The organism is Empedobacter sp. UBA1574, from assembly GCF_002322895.1.
Taxonomy (GTDB): Bacteria; Bacteroidota; Bacteroidia; order Flavobacteriales; family Weeksellaceae; genus Empedobacter; species Empedobacter falsenii_B.
Genome location: NZ_DCOI01000025.1, coordinates 25,625 through 48,903, shown reverse-complemented (window position 1 = coordinate 48,903; position 23,279 = coordinate 25,625). Strand labels below are relative to the sequence as shown.

At 32.1% G+C, this 23,279-nt stretch carries 23 protein-coding genes; 13 read left to right on the top strand and 10 right to left on the bottom strand.

The annotated features are described in order from the left end of the window. Window positions 1-229: 229 nt before the first annotated feature. The 7 genes from B3578_RS07420 to B3578_RS14395 all read right to left on the bottom strand — a co-directional run bounded on the left by B3578_RS07420 (window position 230) and on the right by B3578_RS14395 (window position 4,083). On the bottom strand, window positions 230-529 hold the full coding sequence (locus B3578_RS07420) for a hypothetical protein (protein WP_291047609.1): 300 nt from the start codon (window positions 527-529) through the stop codon (window positions 230-232). 557 nt (window positions 530-1,086) lie between these two features. After that, complete coding sequence (locus B3578_RS07415) at window positions 1,087-1,773, bottom strand: type 1 glutamine amidotransferase domain-containing protein (protein ID WP_291047607.1); 687 nt, start codon at window positions 1,771-1,773, stop codon at window positions 1,087-1,089. 8 nt (window positions 1,774-1,781) lie between these two features. Continuing rightward, complete coding sequence (locus tag B3578_RS07410; RefSeq protein ID WP_115000174.1) at window positions 1,782-2,417, bottom strand: nitroreductase family protein; 636 nt, start codon at window positions 2,415-2,417, stop codon at window positions 1,782-1,784. A gap of 8 nt (window positions 2,418-2,425) precedes the next feature. Continuing rightward, the gene (locus tag B3578_RS07405) at window positions 2,426-2,791 is read right to left on the bottom strand and encodes a DUF1304 domain-containing protein (RefSeq protein ID WP_038330681.1); all 366 of its coding nucleotides are present in this window, start codon (window positions 2,789-2,791) and stop codon (window positions 2,426-2,428) included. Between the two features lie 10 nt (window positions 2,792-2,801). Next, on the bottom strand, window positions 2,802-3,224 hold the full coding sequence (locus B3578_RS07400) for an organic hydroperoxide resistance protein (RefSeq protein WP_038330684.1): 423 nt from the start codon (window positions 3,222-3,224) through the stop codon (window positions 2,802-2,804). Beyond that, the gene (locus tag B3578_RS07395) at window positions 3,221-3,646 is read right to left on the bottom strand and encodes a MarR family winged helix-turn-helix transcriptional regulator (protein ID WP_038330686.1); all 426 of its coding nucleotides are present in this window, start codon (window positions 3,644-3,646) and stop codon (window positions 3,221-3,223) included. The genes B3578_RS07400 and B3578_RS07395 overlap by 4 nt, the downstream gene beginning before the upstream one ends. A gap of 164 nt (window positions 3,647-3,810) precedes the next feature. Next, on the bottom strand, window positions 3,811-4,083 hold the full coding sequence (locus tag B3578_RS14395) for a DoxX family membrane protein (RefSeq protein WP_221856559.1): 273 nt from the start codon (window positions 4,081-4,083) through the stop codon (window positions 3,811-3,813). Window positions 4,084-5,634: 1,551 nt separating this feature from the next. On the opposite strand from B3578_RS14395, the gene B3578_RS07390 reads away from it, so the two are divergent. Beyond that, window positions 5,635-5,880 (top strand): hypothetical protein, encoded by a 246-nt coding sequence (locus B3578_RS07390; protein WP_221856558.1) that lies wholly within the window; start codon window positions 5,635-5,637, stop codon window positions 5,878-5,880. Window positions 5,881-6,136: 256 nt separating this feature from the next. Here the strand turns inward: B3578_RS07390 and B3578_RS07385 are convergent, their stop codons facing one another. Continuing rightward, the gene (locus tag B3578_RS07385; protein ID WP_291047600.1) at window positions 6,137-7,042 is read right to left on the bottom strand and encodes a LysR family transcriptional regulator; all 906 of its coding nucleotides are present in this window, start codon (window positions 7,040-7,042) and stop codon (window positions 6,137-6,139) included. A gap of 18 nt (window positions 7,043-7,060) precedes the next feature. Beyond that, window positions 7,061-7,441 carry a hypothetical protein gene (locus B3578_RS07380; protein ID WP_260509637.1) on the bottom strand — a complete coding sequence of 127 codons (381 nt, stop codon included), beginning with the start codon at window positions 7,439-7,441 and terminating at the stop codon, window positions 7,061-7,063. Window positions 7,442-7,538: 97 nt separating this feature from the next. On the opposite strand from B3578_RS07380, the gene B3578_RS07375 reads away from it, so the two are divergent. The 9 genes from B3578_RS07375 (at window position 7,539) to B3578_RS07335 (ending at window position 18,204) form a co-directional block, all read left to right on the top strand. Beyond that, entirely contained in the window at window positions 7,539-8,711 is a 1,173-nt protein-coding gene (locus B3578_RS07375) for an MFS transporter (RefSeq protein ID WP_286496244.1), read from the top strand. A 12-nt stretch (window positions 8,712-8,723) separates the two neighbouring features. Beyond that, complete coding sequence (locus tag B3578_RS07370; RefSeq protein WP_291047597.1) at window positions 8,724-9,836, top strand: alkene reductase; 1,113 nt, start codon at window positions 8,724-8,726, stop codon at window positions 9,834-9,836. A gap of 143 nt (window positions 9,837-9,979) precedes the next feature. Beyond that, a complete protein-coding gene (locus B3578_RS07365) occupies window positions 9,980-10,498 on the top strand; it encodes a zinc-binding dehydrogenase (protein WP_286496246.1) in 519 nt (172 codons plus the stop codon). A 246-nt stretch (window positions 10,499-10,744) separates the two neighbouring features. Continuing rightward, entirely contained in the window at window positions 10,745-11,356 is a 612-nt protein-coding gene (locus B3578_RS07360) for an NAD(P)H-dependent oxidoreductase (RefSeq protein WP_125350263.1), read from the top strand. After that, complete coding sequence (locus tag B3578_RS07355) at window positions 11,353-11,637, top strand: putative quinol monooxygenase (RefSeq protein ID WP_221856550.1); 285 nt, start codon at window positions 11,353-11,355, stop codon at window positions 11,635-11,637. Before B3578_RS07360 ends, B3578_RS07355 begins: the two co-directional genes overlap by 4 nt. Before the next feature lie 3 nt (window positions 11,638-11,640). Further along, the gene (locus B3578_RS07350) at window positions 11,641-12,624 is read left to right on the top strand and encodes an aldo/keto reductase (protein ID WP_286496247.1); all 984 of its coding nucleotides are present in this window, start codon (window positions 11,641-11,643) and stop codon (window positions 12,622-12,624) included. 2,151 nt (window positions 12,625-14,775) lie between these two features. After that, entirely contained in the window at window positions 14,776-15,933 is a 1,158-nt protein-coding gene (locus tag B3578_RS07345; RefSeq protein ID WP_286496248.1) for a homogentisate 1,2-dioxygenase, read from the top strand. A gap of 207 nt (window positions 15,934-16,140) precedes the next feature. Further along, the gene (gene hppD, locus B3578_RS07340; protein ID WP_125350265.1) at window positions 16,141-17,271 is read left to right on the top strand and encodes a 4-hydroxyphenylpyruvate dioxygenase; all 1,131 of its coding nucleotides are present in this window, start codon (window positions 16,141-16,143) and stop codon (window positions 17,269-17,271) included. Window positions 17,272-17,415: 144 nt separating this feature from the next. After that, window positions 17,416-18,204, top strand: coding sequence for a phosphatase PAP2 family protein (locus B3578_RS07335; protein WP_260509578.1), 789 nt, complete (start codon window positions 17,416-17,418; stop codon window positions 18,202-18,204). Here the strand turns inward: B3578_RS07335 and B3578_RS14390 are convergent. Beyond that, the gene (locus tag B3578_RS14390; protein ID WP_407933297.1) at window positions 18,201-18,341 is read right to left on the bottom strand and encodes a PLD nuclease N-terminal domain-containing protein; all 141 of its coding nucleotides are present in this window, start codon (window positions 18,339-18,341) and stop codon (window positions 18,201-18,203) included. The genes B3578_RS07335 and B3578_RS14390 overlap by 4 nt on opposite strands. Window positions 18,342-18,506: 165 nt before the next feature. On the opposite strand from B3578_RS14390, the gene B3578_RS07330 reads away from it, so the two are divergent. The 3 genes from B3578_RS07330 (at window position 18,507) to B3578_RS07320 (ending at window position 23,279) form a co-directional block, all read left to right on the top strand. Further along, on the top strand, window positions 18,507-19,766 hold the full coding sequence (locus B3578_RS07330; RefSeq protein WP_291047592.1) for a dihydrolipoamide acetyltransferase family protein: 1,260 nt from the start codon (window positions 18,507-18,509) through the stop codon (window positions 19,764-19,766). Window positions 19,767-19,771: 5 nt separating this feature from the next. Then, window positions 19,772-21,826, top strand: coding sequence for an alpha-ketoacid dehydrogenase subunit alpha/beta (locus B3578_RS07325; RefSeq protein WP_291047590.1), 2,055 nt, complete (start codon window positions 19,772-19,774; stop codon window positions 21,824-21,826). Window positions 21,827-21,941: 115 nt separating this feature from the next. Next, on the top strand, window positions 21,942-23,279 hold the full coding sequence (locus B3578_RS07320) for a phenylacetate--CoA ligase family protein (RefSeq protein ID WP_291047588.1): 1,338 nt from the start codon (window positions 21,942-21,944) through the stop codon (window positions 23,277-23,279).

Below are 23,279 nucleotides of genomic sequence, written 5' to 3'. Positions count from 1 at the left end.
GATGTTTTATGTTAAAATTTCTTAAATATATAGAAGAAGATTGGAAATGTTAATGAGTGATTTTTTATATAAAAAGATAATTTTTCTTAAGTTCATTACTATATGGACACACCCAATTGATAATTTGGGGTTATTTTTAAATCAACTCTTAATTATATTTGAAAAAAGGTTCAACTGTAATACAGTCAAACCCATTTGAAATATCATAATATAAAATTCTGAATAGCTTTTAAGCGTAATTTTTTACATTTTGAATATAATTTCTCACATCGTTTATAAAATTTTTAGATAAAAAAGAACCTTCTATACATTCTTTTTTATTTTTCTCATTAAGCAATACAATTTCTTTTAATTCATGATTCAAATTAAAAACCGCTTCTATTGCTAATAAGTTAAGTTCTACAGTATAATTAGCATCATCTATTTGAGTTTTATTTATAGCTTTACTTAAAGCAAATTGAGATTTTTGATATTCATTAATATAATATATTAAATTATCCAATTCATCATTAATTCTTCCAGTTGTCATACTTATTTTTTTAAAAGGTACACAATAATAATTAAACTCTCTACTTTATGTGTAATTATAACATAGAAATAACATAAATGGAAACATATTTAATAAATTCAAAAAAGTAATGAAAGAAACTCATCTCATTCTATACTTTTTCTCTTCAAATATTCAACATAAATGAAGGATTTGTTTTATTTAAAAAACAATAGAAGTTTTTGTTTAACAAAGTAAGGAATTAATGAAGGAAAATAAATGGATTTTTATTTGAAACGGCAGTGATTTTTACAGTTTATTGCTATAAATAAGAGCCTACTTAAAATTAAGTATCAAATAATTTGAAATAAATTATTTGATAAGTATTAAAATAGGCTCTTGAAATTCAATCAATTCATCATCATCATCACTTTCACAGTTGATTGAATTCTTTTATATAAAATATAAAATATAAAATATAAAATTTGGGCGTTCCCTTTGGTCGGGATTTCCGTTGCAATCTTTTCTAATCAGAAAAGGATTTTCTCTACAATCCCTAACGCAAATACAAATCAATATTTACATTAAAGGAACAATTTTTATAAATTACTTTGTAAGTAAGCAATCATTTTCTCAGCAACTTTTTCCGAAGATGCAGGATTTTGACCTGTAATTAATAAACCGTCTTCTACAACATGCACTCCCCAGTCTTCAGTTTTAGAGTAATGACCTCCTAATTTTTCTAATTCAGCCTGAACTAAGAATGGAACAACATCTGTTAATTGTACAGCATCTTCTTCAGAATTAGAAAAACCAGTTACATTTTTTCCTTTTACAAAAGGATCTCCATTACTTAAAGTAACATTCTTGAAAACTCCTGGAGCATGACAAACAGCACCAACTGGCTTACCAGCATTATAGAAATCTAAAATCAATTGTTGAGAATGCACATCATTTGCTAAATCCCATAGTGGTCCATGACCTCCTGGATAGAAAATAGCATCGTAATCCTCAGCTTTTTCATTAGCTAATACATGTGTATTTGCAATTAAAGCTTTAACATTTTCGTCTTTATTGTAACGCTCTGTAGCTTCTGTTTGTGCAGCTTCAGTTTCGCTATTAGGATCTATAGGAGCTTGTCCACCTTTAGGTGTAGCAATAGTAACTTCGTGTCCAGCATCTACAAATTTGTAGTAAGGAGCAGCAAATTCTTCTACCCAAAATCCTGTTTTATGTCCTGTATTTCCCAATTCATCATGAGAAGTAACAACAAATAATATTTTCATAATTTTAATTATTTAAATTCAACAATAAATTCTTCACTTGGTAGTCTAACTTTTTTCATAGATCCAATCCAGTCTAATTCAGGATCGGCAACACCAACATACATTAAAGATACACTTTTAAGACCTAGCTGGTCTAATTTTAAAACTTTATCTACAATAGCGTTATCAAAACCTTCTACAGGAGTAGCATCAACTTTTAACTCAGCTGCTTGTGCTAATGCAAGCCCTAACGCAATATAAGTTTGACGAGCAGTATGTGCAAAATTTTCCTCTGCTGGTGTATTCAAGTAAATACCTTTTATTTTATCTGTATAACTTCCGAAACGACCTCTTGGCAATCCTCTTTCATCTGTAGTAAAATCATATACTTTATCAATTCTTTCTGCTGTATAGTTGTCCCAAGCAGCAAAAATAATTACATGTGAACAATCTCTCATACATTCAGGATTAAGAGCTCCTTCTACTAATTGATTTTTTAAATCTTGGTTCTCTACAACTAATACTTTAAAAGGTTGTAATCCAGATGAAGTAGGTGCTAGTCTAGCAGCTTCTAAAATTTTATCAATTTTATCTTGACTAACTTTTTGCGATGGATTGTATGCTTTTACTGCATGTCTCCAATTTAAATCTTCTATTAATGACATTTTTTTAATTATTTAGTTAAAAACACAAACAACATGGTAATTAAAGCAGGAATACCTTGTATCAAAAATATTTTTTTACCAGAGGTTATACCTCCAAAAATACCTGCAACAGTAATACATCCTAAAAAGAATAGACGAATATTACAACTCCATTCATGATTTTCTATAAGAAAAGACCAAATAAGTCCTGCAATCAAAAAACCGTTATATAAACCTTGATTAGCAGCTAATGCTTTCGTAGGAGTAAATAAATCTTTTGGTAAAGATTTAAATGTTTTTTTACCTGCTGTTTCCCAAGCAAACATTTCCATCCAAAGAATGTAACAATGTTCAATTGCAACAACTGCGGTTAAAATACTTGCTATAATTTCCATATCATTTGTATTAATTTACAGAAACACTTAATATAACTTCAATATTTCCACGAGTTGCATTAGAATAAGGACATACTTTATGTGCTGTTTCAATAAGCTTTTGAGCTTCTTCCATTGAAACACCTGGTATATTAGCATGTATCTCAGCTGCAAGACCATAACCTCCGCTTTCTAATTGTCCGATAGCTACTTTTGCTGTAACGCTCGTTTCTCCTGTTTTTATTTTTTGCTGTTTGATCACCAAATTCAAAGCGCTATCAAAACAGGCAGAATATCCTGCTGCAAATAGCATTTCAGGGTTTAAAAAGTCATCATTTGCACCTCCTAATGCTTTTGGAGTACGTACTTGCATATCTAAAACACCGTTTTCACTTTTTACTTGTCCACTTCTACCTCCCGTAGCTGTAGCCTGAGTTTCATATAATTTTTTCATTGTTGTTTGTTTAAAATTTTATTTGCTATTTTTTTTAATTGTTTAAGCTCATCTACAGATATCGCCATTGATTCTAACAATTTTTCAGGAATATCTTTGGCTTTCTCTTTCAAAGCACTTCCTTTTTTGGTCAAAGAAATTACTACAATGCGCTCATCTTCAATATTTCTACTTCTAACAACCATTTCTTTTTGCTCCATTCTTTTTAGTAAGGGTGTTAGTGTACCGCTGTCTAAAAAAAGTTTTTCACCTAATTGCCCTACTGTTTGCTGTTCTTCTTTCCATAAAACCATAAGCACTAAATACTGTGGATAGGTAATATCAAGTGGATCTAAATACAAACGGTACATGTTGATTATCTTTTTTGAAAGCGCATATATGGGAAAACAAAATTGATTATCTAGTTCTAGCGTATCTTTCATAGTTGATCAATATTAAATTACATAACAAAGTTACAAAATTATATTGTACACAATATAATTTTGTAAAAGATTAACAAATATTTTTTTTAAATTACAATTTATAAACATTAAGTAATACCTTTTATAATATTTAAAAATAGAATTGATACTTATTCAAAAATACTTTAATCATAGAATCTAACGAAAATAAACCTCCTCCATCTATTATTAAAACAAGTATAACTCCGAGCAGCAAAACAAAATACTCTATACCTTCTCCGTTTTTTACCATACCAATTCATACTCCAGTCATTTTTAAAATGAACAAACAAAGCACCTACCATTATGATAAAATTTCCGGCTGCAGCTATTCTTGTTAAAAAACCTAAAAGTAAAGCTAATGCACCAATTGATTGAACCAATATTATTAAAAGTACAATAAAATAAGGTACTTCCATTTCTATAGTGTCTTTAAAATTTTTCTCTGGAAACCGTCATTGCTGAAGAGTTGAGTGTCAATTCGGCGTAGCGAGCGTTAAAAATGATTTACTGTTCACATTTTATATGTGAATGATTTAAAGCATTTAGCGAGTAGTCGTTATTGACCGACTTGTAAGCACGGACTTGTAATGCTTTGCATTCATGAATACCTTAAAAATAATAATAAATCATATGAATAACTTTTTTGATTCGTTTTTTTTATCAAGAAAAAAAATGAATATATGTACCTAAGCTCCACAGGAGCGTCTCCTTTTAATTTCAAATTCTTAATCTCAAATGTTTTTGCGTCAAGGTTCCCCGAAGGGCATATGAATTTATTTAGAAACAATAATAACTCATGAATAAAAAATGAATGAAATGTAGTTTTGGAGAACAGGAATAATCTTTCTATCACTTTTTTATTCATAGCTTATTTATTTTAATTATCGGTATTCATATGCCCTACGGGGAAATGAGCAAAAAAGTAATCAAAAAACTCTTGGCTGTAAATCTCACTACTAAAAATGTTCTCATTCCACTAAAGATTTTAAAAACCCTACGGGCTAAAACCTTTTTTACGTTGCATTCAATCATTTTTTTTACGTGTGAGTTTAAATGCCGGTTTCTTCATCCTTTTTCAATATTCAAATTCACTGTTAATAACGAAATCTAAAATCGTCATTGCTGAAGAATGGCTATTACTGTAAATAAAAATTTTTAAAGCCGACATACGATTTGCAGACGAGCTTCAATCCATTGAAACGAGCGTTAAAAAGATTAGTGAGCGATAGCGAATCGTTTAAGATTTTTAGTGAGTAAAATGAAGATTGAACGTCGAAAATCGCAGTCTTGACGTTTTTGGTTCGTTTTTGCGTCAAGGTAAAAATGAACGTATAATTATTAATTAATTTTTAACAATTTTACCTAAGCTCCACAGGAGCTTCTTCTTTTAATTTCAAATTTTTAATCTCAAATGTTTTTGCGTCAAGACTTCCCCGAAGGGCAGATGAATTCATTTGAAAACAATAATAACTCATGAATAAAAAATGAATGAAATGTGGTTTTGGAGAACGGGAAAAATCTTTCTATCACTTTTTTGAGAGCAAAAAAGTAATCAAAAAACTCTTGGCTGTAAATCTCACTACTAAAAATGTTCTCATTTCACTAAAGATTTTAAAAACCCTACGGGCTAAAACCTTTTTTACGTTTCATTCAATCATTTTTTTAACGTATGAGTTTTAATGCCAGTTTCTTAATTCTTTTTCAATATTCAAATTCACCTTTAGCATGGTCATTGAGCATTCTCGAAGTGCAGAATCTTTCTATATCACTTCTTTTCTAAATCAAATTCACTTTTAACAACAAATTTATAGATTGTCATTGCTGAAGAGTCGAGATTACTGTAAATAAGAATTTTAAAGCCGACATACGATTTGCAGACGAGCTTCAATCCATTGAAACGAGCGTTAAAAAGATTAGTGAGCGATAGCGAATCGTTTAAGATTTTTAGTAAGTAAAATGAAGATTGAATGTCGAAAATCGCAGTCTTGAAGTTTTTGGTTTGTTTTTGGATCACATTTGGTGGTGTAGGAATCTTGGCTTTTATTGATTTATTTCTTATTCCGTCCAAAGTAAACTCACATAATTTATTACTTGCACATGAAATTGATCGAATTGAAAAGCGAGAAAAAGAAGAATCACATGCGCGTGATATGGCTATGCTAAGTGCTATTGCAAATAATTCTCAACAAAATTCTATTCAAAAAACAGAATAAGATTAGTTCTATAAAAAGTTACACAGAAAAAAAGCTCTTATCCAAGAGCTTTTTTGTTAAAGAAATGTTTTGGATAAAATAAACTATATCTCGCTAAGTTTTTTAAGTGAGGTTATTTTATTACACAATTAAGGATAGGTAACATGGTAATTTTTTCTAAAAATAGGTACGACTAAAAGTTGAATTTTCCACTTTAGAAGAACATTTAAAATTCATACTTCCAGAAATATATTTTATAGAAAGTATGATTGATAGCTTACAGACTTGTCCATTTTTCTTTCAGCAAACCTTCTAACTGCTCAATTTCTTCTTGATACATCGTTTTTTTACGTGTTCCGAAATAAAGCGTATTCTCAACAGGATTTTGACCTTCCCAAATAATTTTAATTTTATCTTTCACTAAAGCATCCGAACAAAGGAAATCAGGAACGATGGAAAAACCTGTATTGTCACTTAAACAACGAATAATCGAACTGATATTGGGTACAATATAATTTGGACTAAAATCGGGATGTTCACCAAAATTTTTTGTCCAGAAATCTCGTAAATGATTCATATCAGCGGCAGTGCTGTACCATAATTGTTGTTTCAAAAGATCTACTGCTTCTTTTATTTTTCCTTTTTTTAGTAATTCTTCAACTTCCGAAGTGTCTGCTTTATTTCCTGCAATTAACACAATTCGTTCTTTCGAAAACGGCTCATACGAAATATTTTGTTGTGTTCCTTTTTGCGGTGTAATGATTAAATCCAACAATCCATTATCCAAATCACTTTGCATCTGCGGATATTCTCCGAACTTGATAATCAAATTAAAAGGCAACTCTGCAATATGCTCCTCCAATGTGTATTGAAAAGTCTCAAAACACATTCCCACACTTATCGTTACCCGTTCATCTTGCGCACGTTTATGGAAATGTTGTTCTCCATTTTCGAGTTTTTTTAGTGGGTCGATAATATAATTGTAAAATATTTTTCCTTTTTCAGTCGGAACCATTTTACGTGCCGAACGATCAAATAATTTTGATCCCGTATAGGCTTCCAATGAGTTTAAATGCAGACTGACACCAGGTTGAGAGATAAACAATTCTTGAGCCGCCGCCGATAAAGTTCCTGTTTCGTAAATCGCTTTAAATGTGCGCAACCATTCTAAATTCCAATGCATAATTTTTTGTTTTTAAACTTAATCGTAGGGTAAATCATTTGGATCGACATCAATATAATCAGGCTTTGGAAGCATCGCTAATCGAAAAGCTTGTATAGAAGTCCATCCTTCTAAATGCGCTTTTACAACACGATGCATACCATCCATCAATTTACCTTCTGGACAAATAATTATAGGATAAGCAAGATCAGCTTCTTGGATCAATTTTATATGTTCGGTAATTGATCGACAAGTAGGCGAATCACCTTCATCGCTATACCAATAAGTTTCGTTATACTCTTTGATGTCTTTTAAAGCAATTGTTTCTGATTGAAGCTCTTGCGTTAACTGAATCAATCGATCCACATCCCAAGCGTAAAGTTGCTGATTTATTCGACGAAAATGATATTGTTTTCTCATTTTTATAATTATTATGATACAAAGGTACAATTTAAATTATTTTTAAAATAAAAAAAAATGATAGAAATTTGCAGTATCAATAATTAAAATTATAATAATGAATAAAAGTTTATTAGCATTAGCTCTTGGTGGATTGGCAATAGGGGTAACAGAATTTACAATTATGGGAATGTTACCAGATGTAGCAAAATATTTTGATGTATCTATTCCCAAGGCTGGATATTTGATCACTTCTTATGCCTTAGGAGTTGTTATAGGAGCTCCTTTACTTATAGTTGGTATGAGAAAGTATTCATCAACAAAAATGCTTTTAGGTTTGATGTTGTTATTCACAATATTTAACGCTTTGTCAGTTATAGCACCTTCATTTGAATTTTTAATGCTTTCTAGATTTATTTCTGGTTTACCTCATGGTGCTTTCTTTGGTGTTGGTTCAGTAGTGGCAAGTAAATTAGCTCGAAAAGGAAAAGAAGCTCAAGCTGTAGCAACTATGTATTCAGGTTTAACGGTAGCGAATTTATTAGGGGTGCCTTTAGGGACCTACATAGGACATCACTTTTCTTGGCGATATACTTTTTTATTGATTGTAATTATTGGAATTCTTACTCTTGTTAGTTTAAAACTATGGATGCCTGAGGTAAAAATTAAAAAACAAGAAAACCAAAATAATCCATGGAGCGATTTTGTAATCTTTAAAGATAGTAAAGTATGGTTTATGATTTTAATTTTTTCTGTAGCCCCAGGAGCATTATTTGCATGGATCAGTTATATCGCTCCGTTAATGACACAAGTATCAGGTGTACAAGAGCAAAATATGCCTTATATTATGGTATTAGCGGGATTAGGCATGTTCGTTGGTAACTTAATTGGAGGAAAACTCACAGATCGATTCTCTGCATCTAAGATTGTAATGATTGTTCTTTTCTTACAAATTTTAACTATGGGAACTATTTATTTTACGGCTCAGATTACTTGGTTGTCTTTAGTGATGACATTTATAACAGGTGTTGTTTCTTTTGCCTTAATCCCGTCTTTAACTTTATTGTTATTAAAGTCAGTTAAGAGTAATTCGGAATTACTTGTTGCTTCTTTAGGACCAGCTTGCTTTAATATCGCAAATGCTTTAGGAGCTTATTTAGGAGGTGTTCCCATAGAAAAAGGATATGGATATACATCAGCTGAGATTGTAGCTATTGGTATGGTTATATTAGGCATAATCATATTTAGTATTTATATGAAAACAAATAAAAATAAAGTCCAATTAATATAAAAAAATAGAATGATGAAAATTAATATTTTTAAACCAGCAAAAATTGGTTCGTTAGAATTAAAAAACCGTATCGCAATGGCTCCAATGACAAGAGCTAGAAATAAGGACGGAATACCAAAACAATATAATGCTGAGTACTATAGTCAGCGCACTGGAGCAGGTTTGATTATAACGGAGGGAACTGCAATTTCAACTACAGCCTCTGGTGTACTTCATATTCCTGGATTATATACACCTGCTCAAGTACAAGGTTGGAAATTAGTTACTGAAGCAGTTCATGCTAAAGGAAGTAAAATCTTTACTCAACTATGGCATGTTGGACGTATATCACATGTTTCTAATCAACCAGATGGGCAGGCTCCAGTAGCTCCTTCCAATATTCAAGCTAGTAATTCTTCTGCTTGGGGATATGACGAGAATGGAAAAGAAGGATTTGTGACAGCTTCTAAACCAAGAGCTTTAGAAACTAAAGAGGTCTATCAAGTAGTTCTTGATTTTGCTAATGCAGCTAAAAATGCTATTGAAGCAGGTTTTGATGGTGTTGAACTTCACGGAGCTAATGGATATCTTATCGAACAGTTTTTAAATCCATATGTAAATAATAGAACTGATAGATACGGTGGAAGCATTGAGAATAGAAGTCGCTTTTTACTAGAGGCAATCGATGCAAGTATTGAAGCAATTGGCGCGGATAAAGTTGGTATTCGTTTAACTCCTTATGGAGGTTTACATGAATTACCTCATTATGATGAGATAGAGGAAACTTATGAGTATTTAGCCCAAGAATTAAGTAAAAGAAAAATTGCTTATATCCATATTATGGATCAAAAATCAAGAGGAAGTTTTGCTATTCCAGAAGGGTTTTTAGAGCGTTTTAGAGCATGGTATGATGGAATAATTATTTTGGCAGGTGGAATGGACCGAGAAAAATCAGAAAAATTAATCAATCAAGGTGTAATTGATATTGCAGGTTTTGGTGAACCATTTATCTCTAATCCTGATTTAGTTGAACGTTTAGAAAATAATTGGCCTTTAACTGAACCAAAAAGAGAATTGCACTATGGATTAACTATGGAAGGATATCTTGATTGGAAAACCTATAAACAGGAAAATAGCTTACTATAATTTAGTATAATATGAAAGTATCTATAAATTGATTAATATGGAGATCCTCACAAGGTTTTTAAGCAAATAGAAGTGTTAAAACCACAGGTTTTACCAGATCAAGTGCTAATCAAAGTAAAAGCTAGTGCTATAAATCCCATGTTGTGTTACAACTAGCAAAAATTTGTGAAACAGAGGTTCATGCAATGGTTTCAAGTGTAAACAAAGCAAAATTAGCAAGTAAATTAGGAGCAGATTATACCATTAATTATAAAAAAAAGCATATAAATCAGATTATTGATAAGTATACTAATGGGCAGGGATATGATGTTGTATTTGATAATGTTGGAGGAGAGAATCTATTCAATAGTTTTGCGCTTGCTAAGATAAATGGTTCGATTGTCTCTACTCTTACTAGAGATAAAAAGATTGATATTTCAATTTTACACCAAAAAGCATTAAACCTTCATTTTGTATATATGATTACTCTATTGATTTATTATAATCTGCAAGGAATCGATAAATTAAAAGAAATAATGAATCAGTTAACTATTTGGGTTGGACAATCAAAATTAAAACCACTTATTAATAAAGTATTTGATTTTGATCATGTAGCTGAAGCTCATCTTTACGCTCAAAGTGGTCAGGGTTCAGGAAAGACCATCGTAAGTATATCCGAATAATTAAATATATCAAACACAAAATTTAACCTTATAGTTAGTCAGTTTTTTTCTATTGAGTGAAATCCCTAAAGTATACGATTATGATAAAAATGGCATTGGTGGAAGAAAAACAATTGTTATAGCTGATAAACAAAAGAGTCGATAAATTAATCTATCACTATTCTGATAAAAATATATAATTTAAATTATTTTTACAATAAAAAAATATGATAGAAATTTGCATTATCAATAATTAAAATTATACAAATGAATATATTTATTATCAACGGAGCGCAAAACTTTGCTCATTCAGGAGGAGCTTTCAATAAAACATTAAATAATTGGACAACAGAATTTTTACAAGAAAAAGGTTTTGATTTTCGTGTTACAAATATAAATGATGAATTTGATGCTTTTGAAGAAGTAGAGAATTTTAAATGGGCAGATTTGATTATTTACCATTTTCCTATTTGGTGGTTTCAAGTTCCAAATCGCTTGAAATATTATATCGACGAAGTTTTTACGGCTGGACATGAAAATGGAATTTATAGAAATGATGGTCGTTCACGCAAAAATCCAGCAATTAATTACGGAACAGGTGGATTGATGCAAGGTAAAAAATATATGGTTAATACGACATGGAATGCGCCAGAAACGGCTTTTACTTTAGAAGGAGAATTTTTCGATCAAAAAACAGTTGATGAGGGTGTTTTATTTGGTTTCCACAAAATGAATCAGTTTGCAGGACTAAGTAGAATAAACGGTTTCCATTTCCACGACTTGGAAAAAAATGCAACTGAAGAACGTATCGAAAATTACCGTATAGCATATAGAGAACATTTAGAAAACATATTCATTAAAGAAAAAGAATTGGTATGATTTACCTAACAGCAGTTATTAAAGCAAAACCTGAATATCGCGAAGATGTAACAGTTGTTTTGCAGAATATGGTTACAGAAACCCGAAAAGAAGACGCTAATATTCAGTATGATTTGCATCAAGGTTCGCAGGACGAAAATACATTTGTTTTCTACGAAATTTGGAGAGATCAACAGGGTTTAGATGAGCATAATCAACAGTCTTATATCTTAGAATTTGGCAAATTGGTTGTCGAAAAATTACAAGAAATACCACAAATTTATTTAACAAAAAAACTATAAAAAATGGAATACAGAAAATTAGGAAATACAGATTTAGAATTATCAGCAATCACTTACGGAGCCTTCGCTATCGGTGGAAATATGTGGGGTGGAAACGAGCAAAAAGATAGTATTGCATCGGTACAAGCTTCTATCGAAAATGGTGTAACAACTTTGGATACAGCGCCATTTTACGGTTTTGGATTGAGCGAAAAAATGATTGGTGAAGCTATAAAAGGTTATGATAGAACAAAAATTCAATTGTTAACAAAATTCGGTTTAGTTTGGGACGGAAGTAATAAGGGAAAAGGTGAATTTTTCTTTGATGCAGAAGAAAATGGAAAAGCAATTCCTGTTTATAAATATTCATCAAAAGAAAGTGTTATTAAAGAAGTAGAAGACAGTCTAAGACGTTTACAAACGGATTATATCGACTTATTGCAAATTCACTGGCCAGATACTACAACGCCAATTTCAGAAACGATGGAAGCCTTGGAAATTTTAATTCAACAAGGTAAAATTCGTGCTGCTGGTGTAAGTAATTACAGTGTGGATCAAGTAGAAGAAGCGCGTAAAACACTAAATATCGCGAGTAATCAAGTTGGATATAGTATGCTGAACAGCGGAGTAGAGCAGGACTTAGTTCCTTATGCTTTGGATAATGATTTAGGAATTATTGTGTACAGCCCAATGGAAAGAGGTTTACTTACCGGAAAATACTTTAAAGATGGAAAACTGAAAGATAATGACCACAGAAATGGTTATTTCCAACAATTTGATTTAGATAAAGTAAAAACTTTCCTTGAAACAATTACTCCAATTGCAGCAGAAAAAGGAGCTACACTTTCACAATTAGTTTTACGTTGGACAAGTTTACAACCTGCTATTTCGATTGTTTTAGCTGGATCAAGAAATGCTGAACAAGCGATAGCCAATGCAAAAGCAATGGATATTACTATTTCTGCTGAAGAAATGAAATTCATCAATACAGAATTGGCGAAAATCTAAAAATAAGAAAATAGATGAAAACAAAACCTATAATCAAATTTGTAGCTATTGGTTACGCACAAGATAAAACTTTAATTGATCCGAAAGATACCAGTTGACAAACATCACCTTATGGAAAAGGAGACGAAATAGGTGCTGCAAATCTGATTACGCCCGAACTGGTTATGCAGTCGATTAAATTGGTAAAGCAAGGTTTACAATATTCAACCAGGAGAACAAGGTGGACAGACTTTAGGTTCTAATAAATTTAGTTTTAATGATGAATTGGTTAACGGTTGGACAGGTGTTGGATCACAGTTAAATGATATTGGACATATTGGAATTGATAATGTATATTACGATGGAAATAAAGCAACTGATTTTCACTTTTAACAATGAATTAAAAACCGTCATTGTTGAAGAGACAAGATTATTGTAAATAAGAGTACCAAAACCGACATACGATTTGCAGACGAGCTTCAATCCATTGAAACGAGCGTAAAAAAGATTAGTGAGCGATAGCGAGTCATTTAATATTTTTAGTGAGTAAAATGAAGATTGAACGTCGATAATCGCAGTCTTGACGTTTTGTAATCACATACTCTGTTAGCACAGACTTTGCATTAAGGTAAAAGTTTAAAAATGTACCTAAGCTCTACTAGAGCTTCTCCTTTTAATTTCAAATGTTTTTGTGTCAAGTTAAAAATGAACATAGTTAAGCATTTAGTGAGTAGTCGTTATTTCTCGTCTAAGTCTTCGATACTACGTTTTACAAACGTCACTCTGACTGACGATAATAAGAAGCTGAAATGAATTCAGCTTGAGAATTTGTAATTGAAATACAATTTGTTTGTTGTCATTCTGAGTTTATCTAAGAATCTCTTTCTTTCATTTTTTATTCATTTCCTGTTCATTTTAATTATTGGTATTCATATGCCTTACAGGGAAAAGAACAAAAAAGTAATCAATATTTCGGCAGGATCAGTACAAGCAAAGACTTGGCTGTAAACCTCACTACTAAAAATGTTCTCATTTCACTAAAGATTTTAAAAACCCTACGGCTAAAACCTTTTTTACGTTACATTCAACCATTTTCTTAACGTGATAGTTTTAATGCCGGTTTTTATTAAGTTTTACGTTCTACGCTTAACGCTTAACTCTTATTAATATTCAAATTCTTTTTAACCAATGAATTTTGTCATTCTGGGTTTGTCTCAGAATCGCATTCAATATGTCATTTCGAGGTATCGAGAAATCTTTTGTCACTTTTTTATTCATTGAATATCTATTTTAATTATCGGTATTCATATGTCCTTCGGGGAAGCTTATCCAAAAAAACATTTGAAATTAAAAGGAGGAGCCATGGTATGGCTCAGGTATTCCTTTTCTTTATTTTCATTTCTTCCTTTCATTTTTTATTCATTTCCTGTTTATTTTAATTATTGGTATTCATATGCCCTTCGGGGAAGAGCATCCAAAAAAACGAAACAAAAAAAGATGCCGACAGTAGTCTCTCAATGATTCAACTTACTAAATTATTTCCATAAAGTTGGTAACTCGCTCCACTCAAACACTCCAACTTTTTTATTTCAATAATTTAGAGTTGAATCGCATTTCGATTCTAAATCGTCGGATTTTTTTAATTCCTTTTTCAATATTCAACTCCATTTATAACAACGAGTTCTAAAACCGTCATTGCTGAAGAGTCGAGCGTCAATTTGGCGTAGTGAGCGTTAACAATGATTTATGTTCGCATTTCTTATGCGAATGTTCTAAAGCATTTAGTGAGTAGTCATTATTGACCGACTTGTATGCACGGACTTGATTTTTTTGGTTCGCTTTGGATCAAGCCAAAATTAATCTAATTCAATAATGCACTACGGGTTATATGTAGTTTTTTAAAGATATTGAAAATAATTGTTGTAAAGCATTTTTTAGTAAGGTATTTTGTACAATCAAAAAATGTTTCTATCTTTGAGATAGCCACAGAAAAGAAATGCAAACAATTAAAGAAAATATTAAACCTTTATTTGTTGGAATGAATAAGCAAACTTCTGCTTTACTTTCCAAAATTGTATTTGCTCAATATTCACACTAGAATATTGCAGATTATTTGTTGACGAATTTCGTCATCTATCTACCTTTTCATCAAAATAACAAACAAAATACGATATGCCACTTTATCATCATTTGGGAGAATTCCCACAAAAGCGACATACGGTATTCCGAAAACCAAATGGAGAATTATATGCAGAAGAATTAGTTTCTACGCATGGATTTTCGAGTACGTATTCCAATGTTTACCACTGTTATCCACCAACTTTGGTAAAAGCGATTAGCGAACCTTATTCGGTAGAGCCAAAAATTGTCCGCGCAAAACATTTAAAACATACCTCTTTAAAAGGTTTTAAAGTAAAACCTACCAAAGATTATTTAGAATCTCGTGTACCAGTTTTGGTTAACAATGATTTGCATATTTCATTGGCTGCGCCACAAGAATCGATGACTGATTATTTCTTCAAAAATTCGATGGCGGATGAAGTAATTTTTATACACGAAGGTTCTGGAGTTTTAAAAACTGGTTATGGACAAATTGAATTTGAATATGGAGATTATTTAGTGATTCCACGTGGAATTATTTATCAACTTCATTTTAATGATTCTAATAACCGATTGTTTATTACAGAATCATTTAGCCCAGTTGAAACACCTCGTCGTTATCGCAATCATTTTGGACAATTAATGGAACATTCTCCTTTTTGCGAGCGTGATATTAAACGTCCTCAAAATCTTGAAACAAATGATGAACACGGAGATTTCAAGATTATGATCAAAAAAGAAGGATTAATTTATCCTTACGTTTATGGAACTCATCCTTTCGATTTTGTAGGTTGGGATGGTTATCATTATCCATGGGCTTTTTCTATTCATAATTTCGAGCCAATTACAGGGCGTATCCATCAGCCACCACCTGTTCATCAGACTTTCGAAGGAGCAGGTTTTGTGATTTGTAGTTTTGTTCCACGTCTTTTCGATTATCATCCAAATGCGATTCCAGCTCCTTATAACCATAGTAATGTAGATTCTGATGAGATTTTATATTATGTGGATGGAGATTTTATGTCGAGAAAATCGGTTGAGAAAGGACAAATTACATTACATCCAGCAGGAATTCCGCATGGTCCACATCCTGGTACAGTTGAAAAATCGATTGGAGCGAAAGAAACACATGAATTAGCCGTAATGATTGATCCTTTCAGACCATTGATGTTAACTGAACAAGCGTTAGAAATTGAAGATCCAGATTATTATAAATCTTGGCTTTATTAAAAGTTATGAGCTATGAGTTATGAGTTGCGCGATTTGTCATCGTGAACTTGTTTCAATATATCATAAGTTAATTTGAAGAGAAGCTGAAATAAATTCAGCTTGACATGATGTCATTCCGACGTTAGGAGGAATCTCCCCCAAAGTTATCAATAACTGTAAAAATTTAATACTTTTTAGATAATACATAAAAATAAAAACACAATAAAAATGAGTACACAAACATTTGCAGAAAAAATAGCATTAGCACAAGATTTTCTTCCAATCAATGGAACAGATTATATCGAGTTTTATGTTGGTAATGCAAAACAATCTGCACATTATTACAAAACAGCTTTCGGATTTCAAGAAGTTGCATATGCTGGCCCAGAAACTGGAGTGAGAGATAGAGCTTCTTATGTTTTACAACAAGGGAAAATTCGTTTAGTTTTAACATCTGGCTTAAAATCTGATTCTCCAATTTGTCAACATGCAATGAAACATGGTGATGGAGTTAAAATTTTAGCACTTTGGGTGGATGATGCGTATGATGCTTTTGAGCAAACAACGAAACGTGGAGGAAAGCCTTATATGGAGCCAACTACGATTACAGATGAGTTTGGTGAAGTAAAAATGTCTGGAATTTATACATATGGTGAAACGATTCATATGTTTATTGAGCGTAAAAATTATGAAGGTCCTTTTATGCCAGGCTATGTGAAGTCTGAATCAACATATCAACCAACAGATTGTGGTTTATTGTATGTGGATCATTGCGTTGGTAATGTGGGTTGGAATCGTATGAACGAAGCGGTTGCTTGGTACCAAGATGTCATGGGATTTGTAAATATTTTATCGTTTGATGATAAACAAATCAATACAGAATATTCAGCATTAATGTCGAAAGTGATGAGTAACGGAAATGGTTATTCAAAATTCCCTATTAATGAGCCTGCAGAAGGTCAAAAGAAATCTCAAGTAGAAGAATATTTAGATTTTTACGAAGGAGAAGGTGTACAACATATTGCAGTTGCAACTAAGGATATTGTAAAAACTGTGACAGAACTTAAATCTCGTGGAGTTGAGTTTTTATCAGCGCCACCAGAGGCTTATTACGATATGATTCCAGAGCGCGTTGGTGAAATTGATGAGGATATTAAGAAGTTACAAGATTTAGGAATTTTGGTTGATTGTGATGAAGAAGGTTATTTGTTACAAATTTTTACGAAACCAGTCGAAGATCGTCCAACATTATTCTACGAAATTATCGAGCGTCATGGAGCGCAATCGTTTGGAGCAGGTAATTTCAAAGCATTGTTTGAAGCTTTAGAAAGAGAGCAAGAGCGTCGAGGAAATTTATAAATAGATATTTTTTAAAAGCCATTGGATTATTTCTAATGGCTTTTTTCTTAATCAAATCTTAAGTTTTGTGTAAGGAGGTTTCAAATACATTTGTTCAATAAAATGAATGTGAAAATGAACCAAATTAAAACAAAAACGATAGTCATGAATTGTGTATTACTTTCAATATTTTCTATAAAAGGGAATGCACAAGATACAATTCAGCAAACTAAAACCGATTCAATTCAACTTGATTCTATTCCAAAGCAAATATTTAATCCAGAAGATAAAGTTTATCATTTCAACGCCAAAAAGTTGATTATTCCTGCGACTTTAATTACATATGGAAGTCTGAGTTTGGCAATTCCAGCATTGGATAATTTGAATAAATCTACTCAAAACGAAATTTTAGAAGATAAAACAAAAGGAAATAAATTTGATAATTATACACAATATTTACCTGCAGCAGCGGTTTATGGATTGAATTTGGCTGGCGTTCAAGGGAAACATAATTTACGAGATCGTACAATTATTTTTGCAACATCTCAAATCATCAATACAGGTTTGGTGATGGGGCTAAAACACACTGTACAAGAAGAAAGACCCGATGGTACAAACAATCTTTCTTTTCCTTCTGGACATACGGCGAATGCATTTTCTACGGCTCAATTTATGTTTCGAGAATATCAAGATTCTAATTTTTGGTTGAGTTTGGCTGGATATCCTTTGGCAGCTTTTACAGGTGTTTATCGTGTTATCAATAATCGCCATTGGGTTGGAGATGTTGTTGCTGGAGCGGGAATAGGGATTTTATCTACGGAATTGGCGTATTGGTTATTTCCTACGATTAACAATTGGTTTTCTCCAAAAAATAAAGAATCAAAAGTGGCGACAATGTTTTTTCCTGTTTATCAAAATAATCAAGCGGGAGTTGGTTTGGTGATGAGGTTTTAGTTATTTATAACCATATTTCGACCTTTTAAATAATATAAAATAGGACCTAAGTATGGAATTAATACTACAACAAAAATCCATAGAAATTTTGTTTTTAAATTTCTAAATTGATGTGTAATAACATGTATTAAACACATTATAGGTAAAAAGGTCATTGTTAATACAAAAAGAAACCATATCCCAACAAAAATATCTTCCATTGTTTAATTAATTTGCGTAAAACTAATGAATATTTCAACTAACATTCATTAGTTTTTATAAAAAATCATTATCTTCAACGCTCAAAACTGCAAACAAATAAAATGAAGAATATAGAACTAACGATTCCAAAATTGGGAGAAAGTGTAGAGTCTGTACAATTGGTTCGTTTTACAAAAAACGTTGGCGATTTCATTCAAGAAGATGAAGTAATTGCCGAAGTTTCGACGGATAAAGTAGATTCTGATGTGCCTTCTACAACTGCTGGAAAAATTATTGAGTTTAGATTTAATGAAGGAGATGAAATAAAAATAGGAGAAGTTTTCGCTTTAATTGAGCCTTCAGAAACTCAACAACAATCAGCTCAAAAAACTGAAAATGTTGAAGAAAAAAAGATTGAAACTGTTACAACTTCGCAAGTTATAAATTCAATCGATACAAATCATTTTTTATCACCTTTGGTAAAAAGTATTATCCAAAAAGAAAATCTTCAATCAACAGATATTTCACAAATAAAAGGTTCTGGTCGTGATGGAAGAATTTCGAAAAATGATGTATTAAATTATATTCAAAATAAATCATTTACAACTAATAATTCAAGTAATACTTTAAATAAAAATAATATAGTTTCAAGTTCTTCTTATGGAGCGAAAGATGAAATCATTGAGATGGATAAAATGCGTCAATTGATTTCAAAACACATGAAAAAGAGCAAACAAACTTCGCCTCATGTGACGGCTTATGTTGAACCTGATGTAACGAATTTTGTGAAATGGCGCGAAGAAAATAAAGCTCCTTTTGAAGCAAAATACAAACAGAAATTGACATTTACGCCGTTAATTGTAGATTGTGTTGTACGAGCAATTAAAGACTTTCCTATGATTAATGTATCAGTTGATGAGACTGAGACTAAAATAATCAAACACAATGAGATAAATATTGGAATTGCAACTGCTTTACCAAACAATAATTTGATTGTTCCTGTTATTCATCAAGCCAATGAATTAAATTTAGAAGGTTTAGCAAAAGGTGTAAACTCAATTGTAGATAAAGCGAGAAATAATAAACTTTCGCCAGATGATGTTCGTGGAGGAACGTTCACAATAAGTAATGTGGGAACTTTTGGTAATTTGATGGGAACGCCAATTATCAATCAACCTGAAGTGGCAATTTTAGCGACTGGTGTGATCAAGAAAAAACCTGCGGTTTTAGAAACTGAATTTGGAGATATTATCGTAGCAAGACAATTTATGTATTTGTCACTTTCGTTTGATCATCGTGTGATAGACGGATCTTTGGGAGGCGTTTTCTTGAAACGAATTTCAGATTACATGGAGAATTGGGATGTTAACACGCAAATTTAATCAGAATGGAAACCACATTATCAACAACAACATTACTTAAACAAGCATACGAATTATTGGTTACTGCAAAATCTTTAACCGAATTATACGAAGAAAATAAAGCTGTAACAAGCAAATATGTACATGCAACAGCGCGTGGACACGAAGCAATTCAAATTGCAACAGGATTACAATTATTACCACAAGATTATTTAAGCGCATATTACCGAGACGATGCAATGTTACTATCAATCGGAATTACTCCTTACGAATTGATGTTGCAATTATTGGCAAAACGCGACGATATTTTTTCTGGAGGAAGAACCTATTATTCTCATCCAAGTTTGCGCCGTGATAATATGCCGAAAATTCCGCATCAAAGTAGTGCAACAGGAATGCAAGCGATTCCAACAACAGGAATTGCGATGGGAATGCAATACAAAGAGTTAGAAGGTCTTTGTGATGAAGAAGTAAAACCAATTGCAGTTTGTTCGTTAGGAGATGCGTCTTGTACGGAAGGCGAGGTGGCAGAAGCTTTCCAAATGGCAGCGTTGAAACAATTACCAATTTTATATTTGGTTCAAGATAATGAATGGGATATTTCGGCTTCGGCAGATGAAATTCGTGCACAAGATATCGCTCATTATGCAAAAGGTTTCAATGGTTTGGAAGTTTTTGTGGTTGATGGAACGGATTTTTTAGCTTCTTATGAAACGATTCAACGTGCAATTGAAATTATTCGTACAGAACGTCGTCCGATTTTGGTTCATGCAAAAGTTCCTTTATTGAATCATCATACATCTGGCGTTCGCAAAGAATGGTACAGAGATGATTTAGAGGAAGCACAATCTCGTGATCCTTACGATAAATTAAAATATACTTTATTAAATGAAGGTTTCGATGAAAATGATTTAATCGAAATTGAGAATAAGATAAAAGAACAAGTTCAGGCAGAATATCAAGAAGCATTAAAAGCAGAAGATCCACGTTCTGAAGATTTATATACGCATGTTTTTGCATCAACACCGATTAACGAAGAAAAAGGAAATCGTTCTCCAGAAGGAAAAGATAAAACAGTAATGGTAGATTCTGCATTATTTGCGATTCGTGAATTAATGGCAAAACATCCAGAAGCTTTATTATATGGACAAGATGTAGGATTGCGTTTAGGTGGAGTTTTTCGTGAAGCGGCAACTTTAGCAAAACAATATGGTAAAAATCGTGTATTTAATACACCAATTCAAGAAGCGTTTATAATCGGATCTACGGTTGGAATGTCTGCAGTTGGCTTAAAACCAATTGTTGAGGTGCAATTTGCAGATTATATTTGGCCAGGATTGAATCAATTGTTTACAGAAGTGGCGCGTTCTAATTATTTATCAAACGGTAAATGGCCAGTTTCGATGATTTTACGTGTACCAATTGGTGCGTATGGAAGCGGAGGACCTTATCATTCAAGTTCAGTTGAAAGTGTTTTGACGAATATTAAAGGAATTAAAATTGCGTATCCATCTACTGGAGCGGATTTGAAAGGTTTGATGAAAGCAGCATATTACGATCCGAATCCTGTGGTAATGCTAGAGCACAAAGGGTTGTATTGGAGTAAAATAAAAGGAACAGAAGATGCTGCGACAGTTGAGCCGGACGAAGATTATGTATTGCCTTTTGGTAAAGCACGTGAAGTTTTAACGGCTGAATCTTCTCAAAATCATAATTCTGTTTCGATTATTACATACGGAATGGGAGTGTATTGGGCAAAACAAGCGGCAAAGGATTTTCCTAATCAAGTCGAAATTATCGATTTAAGAACTTTAGTTCCGTTAGATGAAGAAACAATCTTTAATAGTGTAAAAAAACACAATCGTTGTATTGTTTTGACAGAAGAAGCGAAGCAAAACTCTTTTGCACAGAGTATTTCAGGCTTAATTAATGAAGAGTGTTTTGAGTACTTAGATGCACCAATTCGTGTGTTAGGAGCGCAAGATATGCCAGCAATTCCATTAAATTCGACTTTAGAAGCAGAGATGTTACCTAATGCTGAAAAATTAAAAACATTGATTAATGATGTTTTATCTTATTAAAAGACAATAATTAGTATGAATTGTATTTTTTACACTAAAAAAACTAACGTTTGTTAGTTTTTTTAGTTTTTTTGATTAAATTTGTTATTATCAAAAATCAAAATCTGCAAAAATTATGATATTTAATCCCGAGATAGAACAAATGCCAATTGAAAAATTGCGCGTTCTTCAAAACGAAAGACTTCAAAACATGTTGCAAAAAGTGTATAACAATGTACCTTTTTACAAAGAAGCATTTGATGCAGCTGGAATAAAACCAGAAGACATCAAAGGTGTTGAAGATCTACACAAATTACCTTTTACCAAAAAAACACATTTAAGAGAGAACTATCCGTTCGGATTATTTGCAGAACCAAAGAGCAACGTAATCCGTTTACATTGTTCAAGCGGCACAACAGGAAAACCAACTGTTGTAGGTTATACCAAAAACGACATCGAATTATTTTCAGAAGTAGTAGCACGTTCTTTAGCAGCTTCTGGATGCGAACCAGGAATGACATTACAAAATGCCTATGGTTATGGTTTGTTTACTGGAGGTTTGGGATTACATTATGGAGCAGAAAAATTAGGAATGACAGTTATTCCTATTTCTGGTGGAAATACTGAAAAACAAATCATGTTGTTGAAAGATTTTCAGGCTGATGCGATTTGTGCAACACCATCGTATGCATTAACAGTAGCTGAGGAAATCAAAAAAAGAGGAGAATCGTTAGAAAGCTTAAATCTTAAGTTTGCGATTTTGGGATCAGAACCATGGTCAGAAGCGTTACGTCAAGAAGTAGAAGGAAGTTTGAATATCAAAGCGTCTAATATTTATGGATTGAGCGAAATTATCGGACCTGGTGTATCTAATGAAGATTATGAAGAGCAAGGATCAGGATCTTACATTTGGGAAGATCATTTCTTTCCAGAAATTGTAGACGAGAAAACAGGTGAACCTGTGCCTTACGGACAACCTGGAGTTTTAGTGATTACAACGTTAACAAAAGAAGCTTTACCATTGGTGCGTTATTGGACGGGAGATATCACAACCCTTACGTACGAACATTCTAAGAAAAGAACACATATCAAAATGGGACCAATTATTGGTCGTGCAGATGATATGATGATTATTAGAGGTGTAAATTTCTTTCACACACAAATCGCTGATTTTATTCCAGAATTCCCAGAATTATCACCAAATTATCAAGTAGTTTTAACAAAACCTAAAAATATGGATGCTGTAGAAGTTGGATTTGAAATTAATCCTGACTATTTTGCAAGCCAAGGTTTCACTTGTGATAATTTGAACGACGAATCTAATCATGCATGTTGCAAATTAATCTCTAATATTCACAAAAAAATTAGAGACAATATTGGATTAGGAATGAATGTTAAATTGTATCAAGTTGATGAACTTCCGAAAAGTGAAGGAGGAAAATTAAACCGAATCATCGATAACAGACATTTATAA